Annotated in this window: 18 protein-coding genes; 12 read left to right on the top strand and 6 right to left on the bottom strand. The window is 55.8% G+C overall.

Annotation, left to right across the window (positions count from 1 at the left end):
* Positions 1 to 50: 50 nt before the first annotated feature.
* On the bottom strand, positions 51 to 2,015 hold the full coding sequence (gene acs, locus ACWIUF_RS19885) for an acetate--CoA ligase (protein ID WP_448574274.1): 1,965 nt from the start codon (positions 2,013 to 2,015) through the stop codon (positions 51 to 53).
* Positions 2,016 to 2,333: 318 nt separating this feature from the next.
* Positions 2,334 to 5,201, bottom strand: coding sequence for a bifunctional acetate--CoA ligase family protein/GNAT family N-acetyltransferase (locus ACWIUF_RS19890; RefSeq protein WP_448574275.1), 2,868 nt, complete (start codon positions 5,199 to 5,201; stop codon positions 2,334 to 2,336).
* A gap of 682 nt (positions 5,202 to 5,883) precedes the next feature.
* Between ACWIUF_RS19890 and ACWIUF_RS19895 the strand changes: the two genes are divergently transcribed.
* The gene (locus ACWIUF_RS19895) at positions 5,884 to 6,888 is read left to right on the top strand and encodes a helix-turn-helix domain-containing protein (RefSeq protein ID WP_448574276.1); all 1,005 of its coding nucleotides are present in this window, start codon (positions 5,884 to 5,886) and stop codon (positions 6,886 to 6,888) included.
* Positions 6,889 to 7,217: 329 nt separating this feature from the next.
* Entirely contained in the window at positions 7,218 to 7,637 is a 420-nt protein-coding gene (locus tag ACWIUF_RS19900) for a hypothetical protein (RefSeq protein WP_448574277.1), read from the top strand.
* A gap of 552 nt (positions 7,638 to 8,189) precedes the next feature.
* Here the strand turns inward: ACWIUF_RS19900 and ACWIUF_RS19905 are convergent.
* Positions 8,190 to 9,038 (bottom strand): prepilin peptidase, encoded by an 849-nt coding sequence (locus tag ACWIUF_RS19905; protein ID WP_448574278.1) that lies wholly within the window; start codon positions 9,036 to 9,038, stop codon positions 8,190 to 8,192.
* 88 nt (positions 9,039 to 9,126) lie between these two features.
* Positions 9,127 to 9,393 carry a hypothetical protein gene (locus tag ACWIUF_RS19910; RefSeq protein ID WP_448574279.1) on the bottom strand — a complete coding sequence of 89 codons (267 nt, stop codon included), beginning with the start codon at positions 9,391 to 9,393 and terminating at the stop codon, positions 9,127 to 9,129.
* A gap of 194 nt (positions 9,394 to 9,587) precedes the next feature.
* On the opposite strand from ACWIUF_RS19910, the gene ACWIUF_RS19915 reads away from it, so the two are divergent.
* Positions 9,588 to 11,024: an MFS transporter gene (locus tag ACWIUF_RS19915; RefSeq protein WP_448574280.1), complete on the top strand. Its 1,437-nt coding sequence runs from the start codon at positions 9,588 to 9,590 to the stop codon at positions 11,022 to 11,024.
* 44 nt (positions 11,025 to 11,068) lie between these two features.
* Here the strand turns inward: ACWIUF_RS19915 and leuB are convergent, their stop codons facing one another.
* Positions 11,069 to 12,163: a 3-isopropylmalate dehydrogenase gene (leuB, locus tag ACWIUF_RS19920; protein ID WP_448574281.1), complete on the bottom strand. Its 1,095-nt coding sequence runs from the start codon at positions 12,161 to 12,163 to the stop codon at positions 11,069 to 11,071.
* 392 nt (positions 12,164 to 12,555) lie between these two features.
* Here leuB and ACWIUF_RS19925 point away from each other — a divergent pair, with 392 nt between their 5' ends.
* Complete coding sequence (locus ACWIUF_RS19925; protein ID WP_448574282.1) at positions 12,556 to 13,812, top strand: response regulator; 1,257 nt, start codon at positions 12,556 to 12,558, stop codon at positions 13,810 to 13,812.
* A gap of 128 nt (positions 13,813 to 13,940) precedes the next feature.
* Here ACWIUF_RS19925 and ACWIUF_RS19930 read toward each other — a convergent pair whose 3' ends face one another.
* The gene (locus tag ACWIUF_RS19930; RefSeq protein ID WP_448574283.1) at positions 13,941 to 15,134 is read right to left on the bottom strand and encodes a pentapeptide repeat-containing protein; all 1,194 of its coding nucleotides are present in this window, start codon (positions 15,132 to 15,134) and stop codon (positions 13,941 to 13,943) included.
* A 151-nt stretch (positions 15,135 to 15,285) separates the two neighbouring features.
* On the opposite strand from ACWIUF_RS19930, the gene ACWIUF_RS19935 reads away from it, so the two are divergent.
* The 8 genes from ACWIUF_RS19935 to ACWIUF_RS19970 all read left to right on the top strand — a co-directional run.
* On the top strand, positions 15,286 to 15,984 hold the full coding sequence (locus ACWIUF_RS19935; protein WP_448574284.1) for an N-acetylmannosamine-6-phosphate 2-epimerase: 699 nt from the start codon (positions 15,286 to 15,288) through the stop codon (positions 15,982 to 15,984).
* A gap of 140 nt (positions 15,985 to 16,124) precedes the next feature.
* Entirely contained in the window at positions 16,125 to 17,144 is a 1,020-nt protein-coding gene (locus tag ACWIUF_RS19940) for a permease (RefSeq protein WP_448574285.1), read from the top strand.
* Positions 17,145 to 17,155: 11 nt separating this feature from the next.
* Complete coding sequence (locus ACWIUF_RS19945) at positions 17,156 to 17,932, top strand: TIGR03943 family putative permease subunit (RefSeq protein WP_448574286.1); 777 nt, start codon at positions 17,156 to 17,158, stop codon at positions 17,930 to 17,932.
* A 46-nt stretch (positions 17,933 to 17,978) separates the two neighbouring features.
* Positions 17,979 to 18,359 (top strand): LapA family protein, encoded by a 381-nt coding sequence (locus ACWIUF_RS19950; protein WP_448574287.1) that lies wholly within the window; start codon positions 17,979 to 17,981, stop codon positions 18,357 to 18,359.
* A 7-nt stretch (positions 18,360 to 18,366) separates the two neighbouring features.
* Positions 18,367 to 19,194 (top strand): segregation/condensation protein A, encoded by an 828-nt coding sequence (locus ACWIUF_RS19955; RefSeq protein ID WP_448574288.1) that lies wholly within the window; start codon positions 18,367 to 18,369, stop codon positions 19,192 to 19,194.
* 162 nt (positions 19,195 to 19,356) lie between these two features.
* Complete coding sequence (locus ACWIUF_RS19960) at positions 19,357 to 20,637, top strand: HhoA/HhoB/HtrA family serine endopeptidase (protein WP_448574289.1); 1,281 nt, start codon at positions 19,357 to 19,359, stop codon at positions 20,635 to 20,637.
* An 85-nt stretch (positions 20,638 to 20,722) separates the two neighbouring features.
* Positions 20,723 to 23,005, top strand: a complete 2,283-nt coding sequence (locus ACWIUF_RS19965; protein WP_448574290.1) for a ComEC/Rec2 family competence protein — start codon at positions 20,723 to 20,725, stop codon at positions 23,003 to 23,005.
* Between the two features lie 141 nt (positions 23,006 to 23,146).
* A partial coding sequence (locus tag ACWIUF_RS19970; protein WP_448574291.1) for a coenzyme F420 hydrogenase/dehydrogenase beta subunit N-terminal domain-containing protein occupies positions 23,147 to 23,562 on the top strand: 416 nt, incomplete at its 3' end.

A 23,562-nucleotide genomic window follows, 5' to 3' on the forward strand; every position in this document is an offset into this window, starting at 1 on the left:
AACTGAGCAAAATAGACGATCGCTCACCCCCACTATTCAAACCCTAACCCCTAGGCACCGCCGCGCAGCTTATCGAGGACCGTGCGATCTTCCAGGGTAGAGGTATCCCCTAGGGCCGTTTCGCCTGCGGCCATCGATCGCAGCAACCGGCGCATGATTTTGCCCGATCGCGTCTTGGGTAAGGCTTCGGTAAATTGGATCGTCGCCGGACGCGCAATCACCCCAATTTCCTGGACCACGTGTTGCTTCAATTCATTGGCTAGGGCCTCGCTCGGTTGATAACTGTTTTCTAAGGTGACAAAGGCGACGATCTCTTCCCCCTTGATCTCACTGGGTTTCCCGACCACTGCCGCTTCCGCCACCGCCGGGTGCGACACCAACGCCGACTCAATTTCCATCGTGCCCAGCCGGTGCCCCGCCACACTGATCACATCATCGACGCGGCCCATCACCCAGAAATAGCCATCCGCATCCTTACGGGCACCATCCCCCGTGAAGTAGGTGTACTGACCATTCTTTGGTGGGATTGGGTTCCAGTAGGTGCTGATAAAGCGATCGGGATTGCCGTAGACATTGCGGATCATGCTGGGCCAGGGTGAGGTGATCACCAGGTAGCCGCCCGCATTGGTTTCCACCGGATTGCCATCGAGATCGACCACATCGGCCACAATGCCAGGGAACGGTAGCGTCGCCGAACCCGGTTTCGTGGGAATCGCCCCCGCCAGCGGCGTAATCATAATGCCGCCGGTTTCCGTTTGCCACCAGGTATCCACGATCGGGCAGCGTTCACCGCCAATCACCCGGTAGTACCACATCCAGGCCGAGGGGTTAATCGGTTCTCCCACACTGCCCAGCAGCCGCAGCGATGACAGATCCCGCGCCTTCGGCAGATCTTCCCCCATCTTGATGAACATCCGAATCGCCGTCGGGGCCGTGTAGAACACCGTCACCCCATATTTCTGAATCACATCCCAGAAACAGCCCGGATTCGACGATCGCGGTGCCCCCTCATACATGAGCATCGTCGCCCCATTGGACAGCGGCCCATAGACGATATAGCTGTGGCCCGTGATCCAGCCAATATCAGCAGTACACCAGAAAATATCATCCGGTTGTAGGTCAAACACCCATTTCGTCGTCAGGTGGGTATAGAGGTTATAGCCGCCCGTCGTATGAACGACCCCCTTGGGTTTGCCCGTGGTGCCGGAGGTGTAGAGGATAAAGAGCGTGTCTTCACTGTCCATCGGTTCCGCCGGACACTCACTCGCCGCCCCCGCCTTGAGTTCATGCCACCAGAGATCGCGATCGGGCACCATATTAATATCCTGCCCCGTGCGTTGCACCACCAGCACGTGCTCGACACTGGGGACCTCATGCTCCGCGAGGGCGCGATCGACCTGCTCCTTAAGCGGGTTAATCACATCCTTGCGCCAACTGCCATCGGCGGTAACGACCAACTTGGCCTGGGCATCCTGGAGCCGTCCCGCCAACGCCTCCGCACTGAAGCCGCCAAACACCACCGTATGGGGAGCGCCAATCCGGGCACAGGCTAACATCGCGATCGCCGCCTCCGGCAACATCGGCATATAAATCCCGACGCGATCGCCCTTTTGGACCCCCAATTGCTTAAACACATTCGCCATCTTGCTCACTTCCCGGTGCAGATCGGCATAGGTCAAGGTACGCGAATCCCCCGGTTCCCCCTCCCAGATCAGGGCGGCTTGGTTACCCTTTCCCGCTTCCAGATGGCGATCGAGGCAGTTATAGGACACATTCAACTGCCCATTGACAAACCATTTCGCAAAGGGCGGTTGCCAATCCAGCACCTGATCCCAGGGCTTAAACCAGTGCAATTCCTGCTGCGCCAGCCGTCCCCAGAACCCCTCCGGATCAGTTTTCGCCTCCTCATAAAGGCGTTGATATTCTTCCAGGCTCTTGATATGGGCACGTTGGGAAAATTCAGGCGGCGGCGGAAAGATGCGAGCTTCCTGAAGCGTAGATTCGATCGTTGCCATAGGATTAACCTCAAATGCGATAGGAGATAGGGGTCAATTTTGTAGGGGCAGGTTTTACGAGAACGCTGGCGGGAAAACCATTCTTCAGATGAACCTGCCCTCCGGGGTTTAGGTGTGGGAACGGATTTTGTAGGGGCAGGTTTTACGAGAATGTTTGTGGGAAACACGTTATCCCGGTGAACCTGCCCTCCGAGATTCAGGTTTTACGAGAATCCTGACGGGAAAACAGGCATTCCGGTGAACCTGCCCTCCGAGATTCAGATAGGTCGATCGCAATCGATCAACACCAAGACACCAAGACACCAAGACACCAAGAACTCACAACTCAATCACCGCTTCCACCAAATCCGGCTTGCGGCTGAGTTTAAAACCGATTTTTTCGCAGACCCGTTGCATCGGCTTGTTTTCGGCGAGGATTTCAGCGTTAATGCGGCTAAGACCTTCATCACGGCCAATTTGCACCAGTTGCCGCAGCATTTCGGTACCCAGACCCTTGCCCTGGTAGATGTCACTGACCAACATGGCGAATTCACCTTCATTAATGCCGTGGAGTTTGCTCAGACGACCGGCGGCGAGGATTTCGTGTTGGCCCGTGTCGGGATTTTTGTAGTCGGCCACCAGGGCCATTTCGCGATCGTAGTCAATAAAGCAAATCCGGGTCAGGCGCTCATGGGCGACGCGGTGACTCAGGGTCATCAGGTGGAAATAGCGGAAATAGACACTTTGCTCCGACAGGGTTTGGTGGAATTGGGCGATCAGTGGTTCATCTTCGGGCCGGATCGGACGGATCGTGACCGGGGTGCCATCATCCATCGTCCACTGGGTGATGTACTGCACCGGATAGGGCCGGATCGCCAGTTTGGGCAGGTCGGCTTCGCTCAGATCCGGGGGGTGCAGGACAATGCGAGCATCCAGGGCCAGCAGCGGCGGCGTGGTATGGATGGCGCTGGCGCGACCCTTGTGCTTCTTCTTGCTGCGCTTTTGGGCGGTGTGGTTTTGATGGTGTAGGTGCCAGTCGGGTTGGATCAGCAGCGGGTTGATATCAATTTCCTTGATCCAGCGTTGTTCGACCACCAGTTGACTGAACCGGACCAGCAGGTTTTCCAGGGCGGTGAAGTCCACCGGGGGACGGCCCCGAATCCCCTTCAGGGCTTCGTAAATCTTGGTGCGCTCGATCATGCGCTTGGCCAGGGTGGTGTTTAACGGCGGCAGGGCGATCGCGCGATCGCTGAACACATCGATCAATTGCCCGCCTGGACCAAACAACAGGATCGGACCAAACTGGGGATCAATGCTACTGCCCAGAATTAACTCGTAGCCCTCATCCCGGATGATCATCGGCTGCACCGTTACCCCCAGGAAATCGTCCATTGAGACCGTGCCATGTTCCTCGGCTTCCTCTTGCAGATTTTCAACGATCGTTTGGTATGCTTGCCGGACAGCATCGGCAGTACTCAAGTTAAGTTGAACACCCCCAACATCGGTCTTGTGGGTAATGGTTTCCGAGTAGAGCTTCAGCACCACGGGATAGCCAATCTTCTCCGCGATCGCCACGGCCTCAGCTTCACTCCGGGCAATTTCCGTCGCCACCACGGGAATGCCATAGGCCGCCAAGAGTTGCTTGGATTCCACTTCCGTGAGCAGGGTCCGGTTTTGCTGACGCGCCTGCTGGATGAGCTGCTCAGCTACCGTGCGATCGGGTCCGCCTTCCTCCCAATCGGGGGAAAGCACGGGCGTTTCATAAATACCGCGTAAATTGTAGCTATACTGCCACATCAAGTTAAACAGACGGGCGGCGGAGTCAGGATAGCGATAGGTGGGGATTTGGTAACGGTTGAGGATATTTTCACCAGCGGTGACTTCGGTCCCCCCCATCCAACTGGCGAGGATGGGTTTATGCCGTAACGGCGTTTCTTGCAGTTTATCGACCGTCAGTTTCAACTGTTCGGCGGTGCGGGTGGGGTCGGTCATGCCTTGGGGGGTCAGGATTACCAGCAGGCCATCACTATTGGGGTCCGCGATCGCGATCTCGATCGCCTGGGTATAGCGTTCTGGTGTGGCATCGCCAAGGATATCGATCGGGTTCCCACAACTCCAGTGCAACGGCAACACCTCGTTGAGCTTCACCAGGGTATCCCCCTCCAATTCCGCTAACTGCCCTCCCGTGGCAATCAGGGCATCGGTTGCCAATACCCCCGGTCCCCCGGCATTTGTAATAATCGTCAGGTGGGGACCCGGTGCGCGATAGCTGCGCTTCGCCAACACTTCCGCCATGTTGAACAGTTCCGAAATCCGCGTTACCCGCAACACGCCACAGCGTCGAAAAGCAGCTTCCAGCACAGCATCACTGCCAGCTAAGGCGCCCGTGTGGGAGGTGGCCGCTTTGGCCGCAGCTTCGGTACGTCCCGCTTTGATCAAAATAATCGGTTTCGTCAGGGCAACTTCCCGTGCTGCCGAGAGGAACGATCGCGCATCGCCGATCGACTCCATGTAAATCACAATACTGTGGGTATGAGGATCATCACCCAGATAATAGATCAAATCCCCCCACCCAATATCCAGCATTGAGCCGATCGAAATAAAGGCACTGAAGCCAACATTTTCGGGAAAACTCCAGTCCAATACCGCCGTACACAGGGCACCACTCTGGCTAATAAAGCCCACATTTCCCGGTCGCGCCATTGTACTCGCAAAGGTGGCGTTTAAACCCCGGCGGGGATTCATTAAGCCCAGACAATTGGGGCCCAGTAAGCGTAATTGACTCGATCGCAGGTGTTCAACAATTTGTTGCTCCAGGGCAATCCCCTTTTCCCCCGCTTCCCGGAAGCCCGCCGAGATCACGATCGCGCTTTTGACGCCGATATCCACACAGTCGCGAATAATATCGGGAATCGTCGGGGCCGGGGTCGCAATCACCGCCAGATCAATCGCTTCGGGAATCTCGCGCAAACTGGCATAGGCTTTAATTCCCAGAATATTGTTGCGTTTCGGGTTAACTGGGAAAATCGTGCCACCAAAGGGATTACTCACCAAGTTCCAGATCAACGTGCGTCCCACACTCCCCGGACGATCGGTTGCACCTACCACCGCCACAGTTTCAGGCGCAAACAGCGATCGCAAGGGCTGATGCTCCGATCGCAAAATATCATAGGCAGGATCGGTCGTGGGTTTCAGTGGTTTCAGCATGGGATAATCCTCATAGCAATAGGAATCTTGCTAAGGTTTTCAGGACAAGGGATCTTGATCCCCGGACTTCTAACAACTAGCAGTAAGTACGATAATGATAGATAGAAACAACCTCATTAGTTCAGTTAAAGGCTTAGTTGAAGCATTGACACCCTTATCTCCCCTGCCTCTAAATGTGCGATCTACAGGGGATCAAACACAGAAATGATGAATGTCAAAAAGTTTAGAATTAGATTAAGCAAAAGCTTGCTCTGTATGATAGACTAGTGCAAATAACTATGTGAAAGCACATATGTCATTAAATCTTACTGTTAGTTTAAGTCTGAATACCTAATTCCATAATCTAGAGAAAGGTAGAAACTGATCAGAAATCTATAGAAAACGATGCAAAAATCAAAAAAATGAAATATAAAAATCATTAGTAAATATGATCCATCTTTGGGTGTTGACAGCTAAGAGGGAGGATCGGTACAAATGATCTGGTTGTTAAATTGCGAACAGGATGATACGATTGCGGTAATAGGATACTGAATTGATCCTAACCTAAGAATCAGCTAAGCAATAAACGTTACGAAAAATAGAATCAGCCGGTAACAGGAGTGTTAGGTGTAGCGCCTGGAATCTTGCCTTTTGATGTAGTTAGGCCCCGTCCAAATCTTTTTCGCCTTTGGGAAACATCATCATGGTGCAAACATATCTAGATTTAGCCACTATTAATCAGCTAGCCAAAGCGTTGCCTGAACCGCCTCTTCTAACGAGTCATCCAGTATCTTGGAAGTATGCTTTTCTTGCGTATTTTCAGCACCCTGGTACTGCGATCGATACCCATCAGACTCCCCTTCACTTATTAGAGATCATCGATCTTAACACCAACAAGACATCCCATTTTCGGCGAATTGGGGATCTAACTTCTAATGAGGATATTTGTGGAGGCGAGATCTTTTTATGTCCAGCTAATACCGATCATAAGGTCCAATGGGAGGAAAAAAGCAATTTTTCATTGTTGCTCTTCAATTCATCATCCATAGAACATATTGCTAATAGTTTAGAAATTTATCACACCATTGAACTTATTCCTCAAATAAGCCTGCGTGATCCCAAGCTTGTGGAACTAGTTTTTGACCTACAGAGAATTCTGGAGAGGAATCACTTGCATCCTAAAAGAATGAGGATGTTTGGAGATGAAATTATCAAAGAAATTTTGGAACATCTTGTTACGAATCTTTCAAACTCTAGCTTACAACATCGATCGCGACATCTTAAACAACAACAGAAAACATTATCAGAATTTAAAATTCAACACATCAAGAGATATATAGACGAATATCTATATAATGATCAAGAACTTCCTGAACTTGAGATAATAGAACAGGAATTAGCACATATTTTGAGTGTTGATGCAGCTAAAATCAACAAGATTATTCGTCAATCGACAGGATTGTCTTTATCGAAATATATAAAGCTGCAAATTTTGGAATACTCAAAGCACTTGTTGATTCAAGACTATTCAATACTGGACGTTGCGTTCAAATGTGGCTATAACGACTCAAATTATTTTACTCGTATTTTTAAAAAGAAGTTTGGCATTAACCCTAGCGAATTTCGTCAGCAGCAACAGAAAATATTAGTTGATTTTGAGAATTATGCGAATCAAGATCGAGAAAATTCAGACAGCCTAGTTTCTTAACAAAAATTTGTTTTTTTTCAAAGCTGTCATTAGCAGTATTCAGCTTCCGATTATGGCTTATCTAAGTATTAATGCTCTTGCGAGCCTCGATATATGCATAAATTGTGCTAGCCGATCGCTAAAAGTGTGCTAGACAGTTTTGGGACAAACTTGATAAGGTAGTGAGCAGTTAAACCTGACCAGGGGGGTGAATCTTCCCCATAGCTCCATATTGTTACGGAGTTCCAGAATACAGAGTTCCAGAATCGACTCATTCACGCTGCTAATCAAGCTGACTGCCTAAGATTTAGCCCTTCATACCATGCTGATTACTGTACAGAGGATGCTCTATGTCAGTGATTTCTGTTACCCGTTTACGGCTGCGATCTCTCAAGTATTTACCATCGTTTCTATGGTATTCACTGCTATGTGTCATCCAAGCTAAATACACACCCGGTAATTTAGGCATTGGCTTGTTAGTAGATGCTAATCAAACCTTTTGGAGTCGATCAGCATGGCGAGATGAATCTTCTATGAGAGCTTTTGTAACGGCTTCATTTCATCGCTCAGCCATTATTAAACTTTCTGAATGGGCCGATGAAGCATCTGGTGCGCATTGGGAGCAGAGGTACTCTACCTTTCCAACCTGGTCGGAAGTCTATCAAAAGGTAAGAGAAGAAGGATATCGAGTCCCCTTACGACATCCCTCACCCGCACATATTGCTGCTGAAATTACTCCACCCACGGTTCTAATCAGTCTTTTTAGCTAATTTAGTTAAGGACACATTGGGAAATACCCATCCAGCGCTCCCAAGCCACGTTATCCCACCAGTGAGGGGCAGTTGAACTACCCCCATCTCAAATTATCGAATAGGTCTAAACATCTTTAACAACAATTGTAATCCTTTTGGAGGCTGATATGCGATCCTTAGGTGCTCTCATTTACCGACTGGTTTCGTCACCTAATTCCGTGTCCCCGTTAGCACCTCCCCCACGACCTACAGCGATCGTCACGATCGCTATTCAGCCCGATCGTTGTGGGCAAGTACGTTTTCAAGGTGCTTGGTGGTCGGCTCGCTGCCCTTATCCGATTAGCATTGAAGTTGAGGAATTAGTGTATGTCAAGGGACAGGCTAACGTCACCACATTACTAGTTGAACCCATCTCAGTGGCTTCATCTCCCCTTTTAGAGCCTACATCCAACTAAGTAGATAGCCCTAAGTCTGTATTGAATGAGTAGGGCGAAGTAAGCCCCATACGGATGTTGAGTTTTATGCTTCAACCCAACCCAACCCACACGAAATTTAATTGCGCTGGCCTACTTAGCCCCCCATTACGGGGAAAAAAAGACCCAGGTAGAGATCCACGATCTCCTTGCCCCAGACAAGGGCAATCAGGCCACCCAATGCCAAAAAGGGTCCAAAGGGGATCGGCTGGCGACGTTGCACCCAACCTAGGGCGATCGCCGTGCTCCCGAGCAGCGCTCCCAGCGCACAGGCCAGAAAGGTAGCCAGTAATAGATATTTCCATCCCAACCAGGCTCCGAGCATTGCCGCTAGCTTGGCATCACCCCCACCCATCACGGACTGTTGAAAAACGATCGACCCCAGGTTAGTGATCGTGTCAAACAGCCAAATGCCCGCCACCATGCCGATAATTCCCCCCATCACCGGTTGGATGACTGGGGCAATGGCGATCACATCTGCGGTTTGGGCACCCAGAATTCCCTGAAAACCTAAGCCCACCAGCAGTCCCGACTGGGTGAGGGCATTGGGGAGGGTCATCGTCTCCAGATCAATCAAACTCAGCGCAATCAGCCAACTGGCAAAGACCCACGCGGCCACCGTGTGCCAAGTATGTCCAAATTGCCAAAATAGGACGAGAAAAATTAAGCCCGTGAGGGCCTCCACGATCGGGTAGCGAGCCGCGATCGGGGAACGACAGTAGCGACACCGCCCCCGCAACCATAACCAGCCCAGGACGGGAACATTATCCAGCGCACTCAGTCGATGTAAACAGTGGGGACATCGCGACGGTGGCCAGAGGAGCGAAAGGCCCGCCGGTAGGCGATAAATCACCACATTGAGAAAACTACCGATCGCTGCCCCCATTGCAAACACGGCAAGGGTGTAGATGACCGTAATAACAAGATCCAGCAGGGAGACAAGCATGAATCAGATGGGCTGAGGTTAAGGCACTGAAGTCAAGGCACTGTGGTTAAGACACTGAGCTTAAGACACTGAGCTTAAGGCACTGAGCTTAATAGAGTTCTGATTCAATTTGTTCAAAAGGCACAAAGACCTCCTGCGGCAACAGCGCCGGCTTCCCGCGAAACGTGACCTTCCCGCGATAGCTATAGCGATCGACAACGACACCGCTCGGTCGATAGGGATAGTCAGGTCGTGCTTCAAAGTAGGCGCGGTAGATGTGTTTCGCGGCTCTCAACAGCGAGGGATCGATCGCAGCTCGATATTCCACATGCAGTTCTTCCCCTCGTACAGTTTCCCTTGGTGCAGTGTAAACCACGGCCCCCCCTTTTTTTTAGCCCGACTTTAGCCTATCTGGTCAAGGACAGCAAGGGGACTCAGCCTAGGGACGATCCCCACAAGCCGTATCAATTTTTTGGGAGAGGGGCGGTTCAATCCCACAAGTTTCCAGTAATATGCCTGATTTTACCGACAATGGGAAAGTTATTGTGGCCAAAACCGCAGCACAGCACCATGACGACCCTCCTATCAGTGGATACCTTTGAACAGCAACTGGATGCCTCACCCCTAACGCGATCGATGTGGCTGTTGTGGCTCCTCGCGGCTGGCTTTATTGCCCTTGATGGGTTTGATTTTTTTATCATTGGTTTGGCCCTGCCCTTCCTCCAGCAGACCTACGCCCTCACCCCAGTCGCAGTGGGTGCGATCGCCAGCGCCGCGATCGTCGGTGCCCTGATCGGTTCCCTCATCCTTGGCCCCCTGACCGACCACATTGGGCGGCAGCGGATGCTCGTCCTGGATATTGCCCTATTCCTCATTGCCAGCGTGGGAACGGTCATCGCCTGGGATACGCCCTCGTTAATCGGTTTTCGCTTGCTGCTGGGGGTGGCGATCGGGGCCGACTACCCCATCAGCGTCGCCTATATTACCGAGAATGTGCCCGCTCGCCTGCGGGGCCGGATGGTGATTGGGGCCTTTACCTTTCAGGCGGTGGGTGCCCTCTTGGGGGCCTTAACGGCGATCGCCCTCACCAGGTTATGGCCACTGGCTCCGGCGGGAGCCGCTGTGATGCCCGATCTCTGGCGGTGGATGCTGGGGGTGGGGATTATCCCGGTGCTCCTGGTTGCCCTGCTCCGCTGGCGGTTTTCCCTCGAAAGCCCGCGCTATTACCTGGCCCGCGGTGAGTATGAAGCGGCCTCGATCGCGGCCACCCAACTGCTCGGCCAGGCGATCGCGATCACCCCGACCACCGCTCCCCCCGATCGGGACCCCCAACTACCCTATGCAGCCCTCTTCTCAGCCCCCTATCGCCGCCACACCCTGCTGGCCTCCCTGCCCTGGTTTTTACAAGACATTGCCACCTACGGCATGGGGATTTTTACCCCCACCTTGATCACCGTGCTAGCCTTTGCCCACCAGGCAGACTTGCCAAGGCGCACGATCGCTGCGGCGACCGGGGCCGCCGTTGTCGATCTCTTCCTGATTGCAGGCTTTTTGCTGGCGGTGGTTTTGATCGATCGCGTCGGGCGGATGCCCCTGCAAATAATGGGGTTTATCGGCATGGCGATCGGCCTAGTCCTCTTGGCCCTTGCGGGGGACCCCACCTTAAATCCTGACCCCAACCTGGGGTTAGTGTTGGTAGGGTTTCTAATCTTCAACTTCTGGATGAACTGTGGCCCCAATGCCACCACCTTTCTACTATCCGGTGAAGTGTTCCCCACCACAATCCGCGCCAGTGGGGCCGGGTTGGCCGCTGCGATCGCCAAAGCCGGGGCAGTGCTAGGGGCCTTTGCCCTGCCCTGGCTACAGCACCAATGGGGGGTCACCCAGCTTTTGTTATTACTGGCCGGTTGCTGCCTCTTGGCCGCCGGGGTAACCTACGGGTTCCGCCTAGAAACCCAGGGGCGATCCCTCACCGCGATCGCCCAGGACGACCCTAACGGATTTTAAGCCCCTCTCCCCGGGGGAGAGGGGTTGGGGTGAGGGCGATTTAATTAGGCGCGATCGCCTTGCAAAGCTTGGAGCAGGGCCTCCCCCATGGCCCGACAGCCAATTGCGGGTGCCCCTGGTGCAGCCAAATCCGCCGTGCGCAGCCCTTGATCCAAAACCGTTAGCACCGCCTGTTCAATCCGTTGGGCCGCCTGGGGCTGATTCAGACCATAGCGCAACATCATCGCCGCACTGAGTACCTGGGCCAGGGGGTTCGCCTTATCTTGACCAGCAATATCCGGCGCTGAGCCGTGTACGGGTTCAAACAATCCAGGGCCAGACGCACCCAAGCTGGCCGACGGCAACATCCCAATGCTCCCCGTGAGCATCGCTGCCGCATCGGAGAGAATGTCGCCGAAAAGATTGCCCGTGACGATCGTGTCAAATTGCTTCGGCCAGCGCACCAGTTGCATCGCGGCATTGTCCACATACAGATGGGTCAATTCCACATCGGGGTATTCGCTCGCCAGGGCCGTGATGCGATCGCGCCAGAGTTGCGACACCTCCAGCACATTGGCCTTATCCACGGAACAGAGCTTACCGCGTCGTTTGCGGGCTGTTTCAAAGGCTACCCGGCCAATGCGATCGATCTCCGATTCAGTGTAGGCCATTGTATTGACCCCCCGCTTTTCCCCCGTCTCCGTGGCAAAAATCCCCTTGGGTTGCCCGAAGTAAATCCCCCCCGTCAGTTCCCGCACGACCATAATATCGACCCCCGCCACTACCTCCGGCTTGAGGGAAGAGGCGTCAATCAATTGGGGCAGAATCGTTGCCGGACGCAGATTTGCAAAGAGTTCCATCCCGGCCCGCAGGGCCAGTAAACCCGTTTCCGGACGTTGGGGGCGGGGCAAGGTATCCCACTTATAGCCCCCGATCGCCGCTAGCAGCACCGCATCACTCTGACGACACTGTTCCAGGGTGACGGCAGGCAGGGGTTCCCCCCTAGCGTCGATCGCCGCGCCACCGACAAGGGCTTCCTGAAAATCAAACTGTAACCCCTCCTGTGCCGCCACACGCTGGAGGACCGCCACAGCGACCGCCATAATTTCTGGACCAATACCGTCTCCGGGTAACAGGGTGATGCGATAGGACTGGCTCATAGGGCTGGGTAGGAGGATAGGGAAGAATCGCAGCAAACTAACAATCTGTCAGCTTAGCTCATTTTGGCGATCAGACTCGTGGGTAAAATAGGACTCATCGAAGTCGTGGTTTGTCACAACTTAATTGGGGGAATTGGGTCCAATGTTGGGCAACCGAACCCGGCCAGTGTGTTGGGTTGCGCACGTTCAACAGCAGCCGGTCAACCCATTGGGTTCGCCATGACCGTCTACTCAGTGTAAAAATATCCTCATTGTCAGATGGTGTGGACAACTGGGCTGTCAACGGGGTCGTCCATTGCTCCGACGGGAACCCCATCGTATCTGAGACTAAAAACCTTGGGTAAGCTAAGCTAGATAGCACTAAACGGCATTCGCAGAAATGCACGAACTGCATGCAGGGACACCTTAACGAGATCGACATTCGCAGTATCCTGCAACTCATTGAATTGGGGCAGCGGACAGGTGAGTTGTATGTTGAAACGATCGCGCCGCCGTCCTGGGGGGCTGGGGGTGAGATCCCAACGACCCTAGCCGCTTTCCGGGGCCAAGTACAGCGATCGTGGTTTGTTTTTTTCAACAACGGTCAAGCGGTCTACGCAACCCACCCGGAGGAAATGCTGACGCGCCTGCAAGACTACCTGCGGGCCTACCATATCACCCAAATCCCTGGCGATCTCAAGGTACCGGCAGGTGCCCCCAACCATGTCCCAGAGTATGACTACCTGTGGGCCTTGCTCGAACGTCGGATTCTCACACCTGAACAAGCTCGGAAAATTATCCGAAGCCTGGTGCGGGAAACCCTCTTTGACCTGCTCAGCCTCCATTACGGCAGCTTTGTGTTTGAGTTGGGGGCACCCCTTTCGCCCCAGTTGACGACGTTGGATGTCAGTTCCCTGGTACGGGAAACCATGACCCAGGTGCAGGAGTGGAAGCAGTTCTACCCCCATATCCAATCGCCCACCCAATGCCCAACCACACCAGACGGCCAACCCCTGAATGAAGTCCTGCCGGAAAACCTCTACAGCACCCTAGGGCAGTGGATGGATGGCCAAACCTCGATCCGCCAGATGGCCCGTTACCTCAATCGTGACATTCTGGCCGTGGCACGGGCCATCTATCCCTATGTGTTGCAGGGATCGATCCAACTGGTGTACCCCACCCCCGCCAATCTCAAGGGGAAACAGTCGCCGCTGGCCCTCCCCCCGCCCGATAAGGTCCCTCGGATTCTCTATATCGACGATGGGGTTGCGGTTGGCAAAGCGGTTGAACAAATTCTTAGCAAGCGGGGCTATGAGGCCACGGCCATTACAAGTCCCCTCCGTGCCCTTAGCTTGGCCTTCCAACTGCGTCCCGATCTGATCCTCTGCGATATCGCCATGCCCGAACTGGATGGTTATGAACTGTGCACAATGCTACGCAGTTCGACGGCGTTTAAGCATATCCCGATCGTCATGCTGACGGGGAAAGAGGGGCTGATCGATCGCATCAAAGCCCGCATGGCTGGCGCAACCAACTACCTCAGCAAACCCTTCAGTGAGGCGGAATTGCTGACCCTGGTGGAAGAATATGTGGGGCCGGGGAATCCGGAACGTCTGGAAGCCGACGATCTCCTAGCCGAAACGCTCAAGGAAGAACTGGGTATTGAGTAAAGTCAAGTCTGCCCTAAGGGCATCGGGGGAAATGGGGAAATACCCATCATCTAGCACGCCCAAGCAACGTTATTCCGCCAGTTGGGGCAGTTGAACTGCCCCCAGCCCCGATTATCATCGCAGTGTCCCTAATCATGCACCGACCCATCGGGTAAAATCGCCCCTTGCAGTCTGGCCCCGGTGAGTTTCACCATTAACCGCCCTGACACCCCCATCTTGGCCCCAGTGAAGTCCGCCCCTCGGAGGTCGGCTCCGCTGAGATCAGCCCCAATCAGATTGGCCTCTTGCAGGTTGGCGTGGCTCAGATCGGCCTCCAACAGGTTCGCCCGGAAGAGGTTCGCCTGGGACAGGTTGGCCCCACTCAGGTTGATCCGATGGAGAAAGGCATCACTGAGGTTGGCCCGACTGAGGTTGGCATGGCTCAGGTTACGCCCCTCCAGGTACTTCTCACACCAGTTCACCCCCTGGAGATCAGCCCCGCTCAGATCAGGCGTTTGGGGACGCGATCGCGGGCGCGGGTGGGCAGCGGTGGAGTCCGGGGTAGGGGTATAGGGCGGACGTTGGTAAGTCTGGTAACCGTGGCCAGGATAGGGTTGCGAGGGTGAGGTCGGGCGGGAAGGGTCCGTAGTGTTCACCTGGGGGCGGCGCGGCGGCGATTGGCTGCCCTCATCACCCAGGGGGGACGATCGCGACTCGTAGCCGGATGTTCCATACTGCCCTACCCCCGGCGCGGCTGCCCCATTCGTGGCGGTCCTGGGGGGGGACGCGCCTGACGCAGCCGTCCCATGATGGGCAGTCCCATGATTAGCAGTCCCGTTACTGGCGGGATTTGCCCGTCCGTTGGCGGCAGGTGCGCCGGGGGGGGGAGTCGGTTGGGAAGCCTGCGGGGAGCCAGAGGCCGCGCCAGAGGGGTTGGGAGCGGCATGGGGCCGGTGGGGTTGCTGCCAAGTGGTTTGGCGGTAGCTGTTGTAATAATTGCCCGTATAGGCCGAGTGGTATTGCTTGCGGGGTTGGGCCGAGGCCGATCGCTGTCCCTGGGCAGCATAGCCAGAAGCCGCCCCCGGTGACCGATGAGGGGGGCTGGTTGGGTTGGCTGACTGACGCTTGACCGGAGCGGTCGAGAGCGATCGCAATTTATCCCGTGCCTGGTTGATTTCCTTCAGCTTGGCGTGGGCCTTTTGTTGCAGTCGGGGATTATCCTTGGGCAGGCGATCGGGATGCCAGATGAACACCAGGTCCTTATACGCCTGGTTGACTTCCTCGGCGGAGGCACCGGGTTCGAGTCCCAGCACGCGATAGTATGGCTCTAGGCTTTCCATCATCCCACCCTAGCATCCTTGGATATTATTGGCGTTCTTATTGGTTCTAGTCCCTGTCTGCCGGCTAGCGATGCTACCGATTGTGACACTCTCAGACTTTCTTTAGCTCCCTCGCCACTTTTTGTTACGTTATCGTAATTATTAGCGACCTAGTATGTCTGACTCGCTGCCCCCGCCCCTGCGATCGCTGCACCACGGCCTGATTGTTTCCTGCCAAGCACCTGGAGATTCCCCCCTGCACGATCCCTTGGTCATTGCGGCGATGGCCCAAGCGGCGGTGCGTCAGGGAGCCGTGGGGCTACGCATCGATACGCCTGCCCATGTGCGCCAGGTGCGATCGCGCTTACCCGAAATCCCGATTATTGGTCTCTGGAAGCAACAAATTCCTGGGTTTGATGTGTATATCACCCCCCAGTTGCACCATGCCCAGGCGATCGCCGCCGCCGGCGCCGATATGATTGCCATTGATGCCACCCTGCGCTCCCGGCCCAATGGCGAAACGGTGCGATCGCTCACCACCCATATTCACGAGCAACTGGGCAAGTGGGTGATGGCCGATGTCGATAGCCTGGAGGCTGCCGTCGCAGCGGTGGAGGCGGGGGTTGATCTGGTGGGCACCACGCTCTATGGCTATACGGCCCAGACCCAAGGCCAAACGCCCCCCGGTTTTGATCTCCTGCGGGCAATGGTGGCCACCCTCCCGGTTCCGGTGATTTGCGAAGGGGGGATTAGTACCCCAGCCCAAGCCCAACAGGCCTTTGCCCTAGGGGCAACAGCGATCGTGGTGGGGACGGCAATTACGGGGATTGAACCGCTCACCCAGGCGTATGTCCAAGTCTGCCCAAGGGCTTAGGGGCTGGCCCCCCACCGGTTACCCGCCGCCAGCCAACTTTGATACAACTTCGATACAATGACGGGGCAGAGCTAAACCCTATATCCGGCGATCTACTCCCGTAGTCAAGCTGACCGATCGCGTTGCTAACCCGATTGCCCATGTACCAACTGCAAAACGCCTTCACCCTTTTTCTGAGCTTGCTGGTTGAGGCGATGCCCTTCCTCCTGCTGGGGGTGTTATTTTCCAGCGCCTTACTCTTTTTTGTGGACGAACGCCGCCTCCTGGCAATCCTGCCCAAAAGCGCTTTCTGGGGTGCCCTGGCGGGCAGTATGGTCGGGTTCCTCTTCCCCGTGTGTGAATGTGGCAATGTGCCGGTAGCGCGACGGTTATTGATCCAAGGCGCACCCACCTCCGTCGCGATCGGCTTTCTGCTGGCGGCCCCCACGGTCAATCCTATTGTCTTTTGGTCTACCTGGACAGCCTTTCGGGGGCAACCGGAGATGGTGTTCCTGCGGGTGGGGGTGTCCCTGGTGATCGCCACGATCATCGGCTGGGTGTTTAGTGCGCAAAAGGATCTGACCCCCCTCCTGCAACCCAATGTTCGCGATATGGTCGCTGTCACCCAAGATCGTAGTCGCCAAGTAGCCGATACCTCACCCCTGCTGCAATCGGGTACCTATCTGCTGGGGGGAGCGGGCGGCACGGCAGTACGTTGGGAGCAAGCAGCGATCGACACAACCCTGCAAGCGCCTGCCCCCAAGCTGGGTACGGTAACCCGCTGGCGATTGTTTATCGAAAATACGATCCAGGAATTGCGGGAGTTGGGAGCCATGCTCGTTCTGGGGAGCGCGATCGCGGCGTTGATTCAGGTGTTTGTGCCACGGGATTGGATCTTAGCCCTGGGGCAAGGCCCTGTGATGTCGATTCTGGCGATGATGCTCCTCGCTGCTGTCGTATCGATTTGTTCGACCGTTGATGCCTTCTTTGCCCTCTCCTTTGCATCGATGTTTACGACGGGATCATTGCTGGCCTTCCTGGTCTTTGGTCCGATGATTGACCTCAAGGCGATCGGCCTCATGCTCACCGTGTTCAGACCCCGGGCGATCGTTTACCTCTTTGCCCTAGCGGGCCAGATGGTCTTCCTGGCCTGTTTGTTCATTAACTTTTACGTCAGCTAGGAGGGATACCCATGACCGCTGGTGTTGCCCCGCGTCGCCGCCGATCCTTCCCCTGGGATACCGTCCTTGATGTGCTGGTACTGTTGCTCTGGGGCATCATGCTGCTGCGGCTCTGGTGGACCAATCGCATCCAGATTTTGATTCACCCCAACTACCAACCCCTGGTGGTCGGTGCAGGCGTTGTCTTAGTCATCATGGGCCTGTGGCAACTGGGCATTCTGGCGCAACGGTTGCTGTCAGGACAAGCGCCTCCCCGCCAGTCCCATACCACCCTTTTTCCGCGTCGATTTAGTATACTTGTCCTATTGTTAACAGCCCTGATGGGTTTGCTGATTCCACCCAGGGCATTTTCCAGCCAGACAGCGTTGGCGCGGGCGGGGGAAAATTTCGCCGCTCTGACACGGGCACGGCCCCAAGCCTTTCAGGCGGCTCAGCGCCCGGAGGATCGCTCGATTATTGATTGGGTGCGGACCCTGGATGTTTATCCGGAACCGGATGCCTATGCAGGCCAAGCAGCCAGGGTGCAGGGGTTTGCCATGCATCTCCCCCAATATCCGGATAACTATCTCACCATTGCCCGGTTTGTGATTACGTGTTGTGCAGCGGATGCCTATCCCGTGGGATTACCGGTTAAACTTTCCAGCAGTCGGACGGCCTACCCGCCGGATACCTGGCTAGAAGTCGAGGGGGAAATGATGACGGAAACCCTGGCGGATCGTCGCCAATTGGTGATCCAGGCCAAACGCCTCAAACCGATCCCAGAACCGGCTAATCCCTATGATTACTAGTCAACTGACCGGCATCATAAGTGTGCGATCACGCTGTTAGGAAACCATGCAACCCCTGAATTTTTTACTGATCTTTGCCGTCGTTTTAGGTCTGGTGTTTTTCAGCCTCCAAAATCCCGCTCCGGTCGCCGTGGTCCTGACGGCGGATTTACGCGTCAGCGCCCCCCTCTGTATCGTGCTGATTGTTAGTATGGGGGTTGGGGCCTTTCTGGCCTGGGTATTTGGCACCCTTGCGGGTCTGCAACGGTTGTTCAGCCAACGACAGGAGCAACGCCAGCGCCGCCAACAGGAGGCCCAAATTCGCGAACTCCAGCAACAACTTCAGGCGTATCAACTGCAACTCGAAGACCGTCTACGGCTTCCCCCCGCTGGATCTGACCTGGAGTTCGCTAACTCGACCGATCTGGCCACCCCATCGGAATCCTGATCTCCCGATGTCTACTTCCCTAGCCCAAAGCGCAATTGCGGTCCTGATTGACCTGGCAGAACAGGGTGAGCTTGATCCTTGGGATGTGCAGGTGATTGAGGTGATCGATCGGGTCTTGGCAGAACTGGCGAGTCGCATTACCCCTGACCCCAGTGGCTACGAGGCTAATCTCTCCCAGTCGGGGCAGGCCTTCCTTTATGCTTCTATGTTGATTTTGCTGAAGGCGGAACGGTTGGCGGCCTTGGAATCCCAGGCAGAAGTCGAGGAGGCAGACGATCGCGAAGACTTTGACCCCAACGATTTCAGTGGTCTCGGTCGGCCCACGAACCTGGAAAACTATATTCGGCGGCGGGCCAGTGCGCCGCCGCCCGCGCGGCGGCGTGTGACCCTTCAGGAGTTGATCGATCAGCTTAACCTGATGGCAGCGGCAATGGAGGCCCGTCCAACCCCGGTGCGATCGCCGCGCCCCAAACCCCAATCCCGGCGGCAAGCCCTCCGGGCCATTAGCCAACTCGCCCACCAGGAAAATCTCGCGGAAGTGGCGATCGCCCTTGAACAGTTTTTGAGCCACTACTGGTCAACCCAATCGTCTACGGATACTTGGCTTGATTTTGAACAGTTAGTGAAGCACTGGACCAATTTTTCCCAGGCCCTACAGGCCCAAGCCCAGACTCAAGCTGGCCACGATCGGGTGGGAGCCTTTTGGGCCTTGCTCCTGCTGTCTGCCCAGTCGCGGGTAGAACTTAGCCAGGAGGAATTTTACGGCGACCTGCGGATTTACCCCTTCCAGGCCGAGGTGCCACCCGCGCTATTCCCTGCTTCCGGCCTACCCTAGTTATGGCTATTGGCCGGGGATTTTGCAACTTGTCACTCCCTTGCGACGCGATCGTCATATCTCTGCCATTTCCGGTTTCTAGGGTATAGATGTCGCCCCCAGCGTGAAGCCGTGGCCAGCGACCTAATCCTATTCCGCTATTAACCACAGGAGAGTGAGCGTATGCGTGTCCAAATGGATTCCCAACCCGATGCCGTTCCCGGCCCCGTTAATCCTAACTTTGCCTATTCCTATCCGCCCCGGCGACGATCCCTCAACGTCATTGCCTTAATTCTTTTGGGGGCGGGGGTAGCGACGGCAGGTAACTATGCTGTTACCAAACTGATGCCCCAAACTCCTACGGCCCCGGCGGCTCCGATCGCGGAATCAACCCCCCGTCCCCCCGCGATCGCCCTAGGACGGGCCGGAGCCTTGGCTGCCAGCGATGAAAACTTTGTCAGCCGCGTCGTAGAAACCGCCGGACCAGCAGTGGTGCGTATCGATGCCTCCCGCACCGTGACGGGGCAAGTCCCGGAAATGTTTAACGATCCCCTCTTCCGCCGCTTCTTTGGGAATGTTCCCGTACCCCCTTCCCAAGAACTCCAAAAGGGCATCGGGTCAGGGTTTATCCTCGATCGCGAGGGGCATATTATGACCAATGCCCACGTGGTGGATGGGGCCAATCAGGTCAAGGTTACCCTCAAGGATGGTCGCACTTTTGACGGCCAGGTATTAGGCACTGACCCCGCTACCGATGTTGCCGTCATTAAAGTAACGGGTGACAACTTACCCACCGTGACCCTGAGCAATTCCGATCAGATCCAACCGGGTGAATGGGCGGTCGCGATCGGTAATCCCTTGGGTTTAGACAATACCGTTACCGTAGGCATTATTAGTGCCACCGGTCGTTCCAGTGGCCAAGTGGGTGTTCCCGATAAACGGGTAGACTTCATCCAAACCGATGCGGCCATTAATCCGGGTAATTCCGGGGGTCCCTTGCTGAACGAACGCGGCGAAGTGATTGGCATGAACACGGCCATTATTCAAGGTGCCCAGGGGTTAGGATTTGCCATCCCAATCAACACGGCCCAACAAATTGCCCAGCAATTAATCACCACCGGCAAAGTCGAACACACCTATTTAGGCATCCAAATGGTTACCCTGACCCCCGATGTCCAGCAGGAAATCAACAGTAACCTTAACAGTGGCCTGAGTGTCAGCGAGAGTAGCGGCATTCTGGTGGTTAAAGTCGTTCCCAATTCGCCAGCCGCCCAGGCCGGGTTACGGGCCGGGGACGTGATCCAAGCCGTCAATGGGCAGGCGGTCAAGGATGCGGCTGAGGTTCAAAAGCTCGTGTCTGAGAAAGCCGTAGGTGATACGCTGAACCTGGCCGTCAAGCGGGATCAACAAACCCTCAATCTGATGGCCCAGTTGGGAACATTGCCCAGCCAAGTAACTCAATAAAGGCAATCAGGCCAGAAAACCCTGTCCTAGGCGATCGTCGTCTAGGGTCTTCCCCGGACGATTTTCTGCGATTGAGTTTGCCACCTTGCCTATTTCTTCCCTGTCTCTCACCCGGACTACCCTCCTGAGTCTGTTTTACATCCTGGGGCTGCTGCTGGCGACCTTGTCCTGGGGGGGGTATGGCTTAATGGGGATTGGGTTTGTGGCGGGGCTAGGGGTCCCCCGCTGGTGGCGTTCAGGCCCCCGATTTACCTTTTGGCTCCTGGCAGGACTCGTGGGTCTGCTGGCCAGTGTGTATTTACAGTCACGGGTACCGCAACCCGTCCCTAATGACATCAGCCGCTTTATTTCCGAGGGGGGATCGAGTCAGGTGGTGACGGTGCGGGGCCGGATTGCCAGTGACCCCCGGCTCACTCGCAGCCAAAAGGTCCGCTTTGTCCTCGATGCCAAGCAATTGGACGAACTGATTGCCGAAACGGATGTGGCGCGGGCCAACCAGGATGTGGGGGGCAAGCTGTATGTGACAGTGCCGCTCCTGCGGGCGACGGGCCTGCAATCCGGCCAGCGGGTAGCAATCACCGGACGGCTGTACCAGCCCCAGCCAGCCACTAATCCAGGCGGCTTCGACTTCCAAGCCTATCTGGCCCAACAGGGGATCTTTGCGGGCATGAGTGGGCAGCAAGTCACCCTTGTGGATGCCCAACCGCCCTGGGGCTTGTGGGCCGTGCGGCAACGGATTGTGCGTTCTCTGACCCGGTGGCTAGGGGTGCCAGAGGGCCTGCTGGTCAGTTCGATGGTCATGGGACGGCGGGCGGTGGATTTGCCCTACCCGATCCAGGATCAATTTGCCTGGGCGGGGTTGGCCCACACCTTGGCCGCGAGTGGTTTCCATGTGTCTTTGTTACTGGGTGTGGTCCTGGGCTTAACACGACGCTTGGCCGCCCCCATTCGGGTCGGGGCGGGGGGCCTGATCCTCCTCCTGTTTGTCTGCCTAACGGGATTACAGCCCTCTGTTCTGCGGGCAGCGGTGATGGGGATGGGGGCCTTGCTGGCCCTGGCCACGGAGCGAAAACGGCGATCGCTCGGTTCCCTGCTGCTGGCGGCGGTGGTGTTGCTGTTGTTTAACCCACTCTGGATCTGGGATTTAGGGTTTCAACTGAGTTTCCTGGCCACCCTGGGGCTATTAGTCACGAGTCCTCCCCTGATCCGCTGGTTGAATTGGCTACCGCCGACGATCGCGGCCATGATCGCCGTCCCGATCGCCGCTTACCTATGGACCCTACCCCTGAGCCTCTATACCTTTGGGCAAACGTCACCCTATGCGGTGTTGATCAATGTGATCACCCTACCGCTGGTGGTCATCCTCAGTTTAGGGGGAATGTTGAGCGCCACGGTTGGGAGTCTCTTCCCGATAGCAGGGAGTGCCCTCGCTTTGCCTTTGCTCCCCTTTGGCCGCTGGCTGCTGGCGATCGTGGCCGCCTTTGCTGACCTCCCCAGCTCGATCTTGGCGCTGGGGACCCTCTCCTTGGGGCAACTCTTCGCCCTGTACGGTTTGATCCTGCTGGTCTGGCTACAGCCCTGGTGGCAGCGACGGTGGTGGCTGGCCTATGGCCTGGGGATTGCGATCGTGGCGGTGCCCTTTTGGCACTTGCAAACCACCCTGCTCCGGACAACGGTCCTATCCCCAGCCCAGGCCCCGGTGGCGGTCATTCAGGATCGGGGTCAAGTCACCCTGATCAACAGTGGCGATGAACTGACTGCGCGTTTAACCGTGCTGCCTTTTCTGCAACAGCAGGGTACGAACCAGCTACATTGGGCGGTGGATCTGACCACACCCCCAGCGGACCCTAACCGTCTGTCGGGCTGGCAATTGATTTTGGGCTACCTACCGATCGAACACTTCTATGCAGCCCAGTCCCCCAACACCGCAGCCAATCCCCTAGCCCAATGGGCGACCCAGCAGGGCAGTACCTTCGAGGTGTTGGCTCCCAATCAAACGGCGGCAAGTGGCTTCGTCTCACTGCAACGCTTGGACACAACCCCACCCCTGTGGCAATTTCAGGTCCAAGATATCACCTGGCTCTGGTTAGGCAGTTTGCCGGAGTCGGAACAGATTGCCCTAGCGAGTCAAGTCCAGGCGGTGTCGGTACTTTGGTGGGAGGGTGGCCCGATCGTCCCCCAACTGTTGGCCGTGTTGCAACCCAAGGTGGCGATCGCTTCTGCCAGCGTGATTGACCCAGACACCTTGGCCCAACTGGCAGATCGCCAAACTCAGGTTTTCTGGACAGGTCGCAATGGTGCCCTACAATGGACACCCCAAGCGGGGTTTACGCCAACTCTAGAGGGGGTTGAGGTTCCGGCCTGGTGATACGGATGGCTCAATCGCCCTTGCCCCCCGTTGTCGTCCCGAGCACGCGATGCCATCGCCTAATGGGCCAGCGCCGCCCTTCTCCCACAATGCGGTATTGTGGGGAATAGTGAACAATCCGTTGCCAAACTTGGGTGGCCGATGACTGCGATTACCCCTGAAACGCCTAAACACCTTAAGGCCAGAGCACTCAAGCCCGGAAGTCGGCGTCCGGCCAAGGAACTGTGTAGTGAATGTGGTCTCTGCGATACCTACTACGTTCACTACGTCAAAGCTGCCTGTGCTTTCCTGAATCAGCAGTTTCCTGACTTGGAAACCCAAACCCACGGTCGCAGCCGAGATCTTGATCATCCTGACGACTGCTACTTCGGGGTACATCAGCACATGATGGCGGCCCGCAAACAGGAACCGATTCCCGGTGCCCAGTGGACGGGCATTGTCAGCAGTACGGCGATCGCCATGCTGGAAAAGGGGCGAGTTGAAGGCGTTGTCTGTGTCCAAAACAGTGAGCACGATCGCTTCCAACCCAAACCCGTGATTGCCCGTACCCGTGAAGA

This window comes from Trichothermofontia sp. (assembly GCF_053493415.1).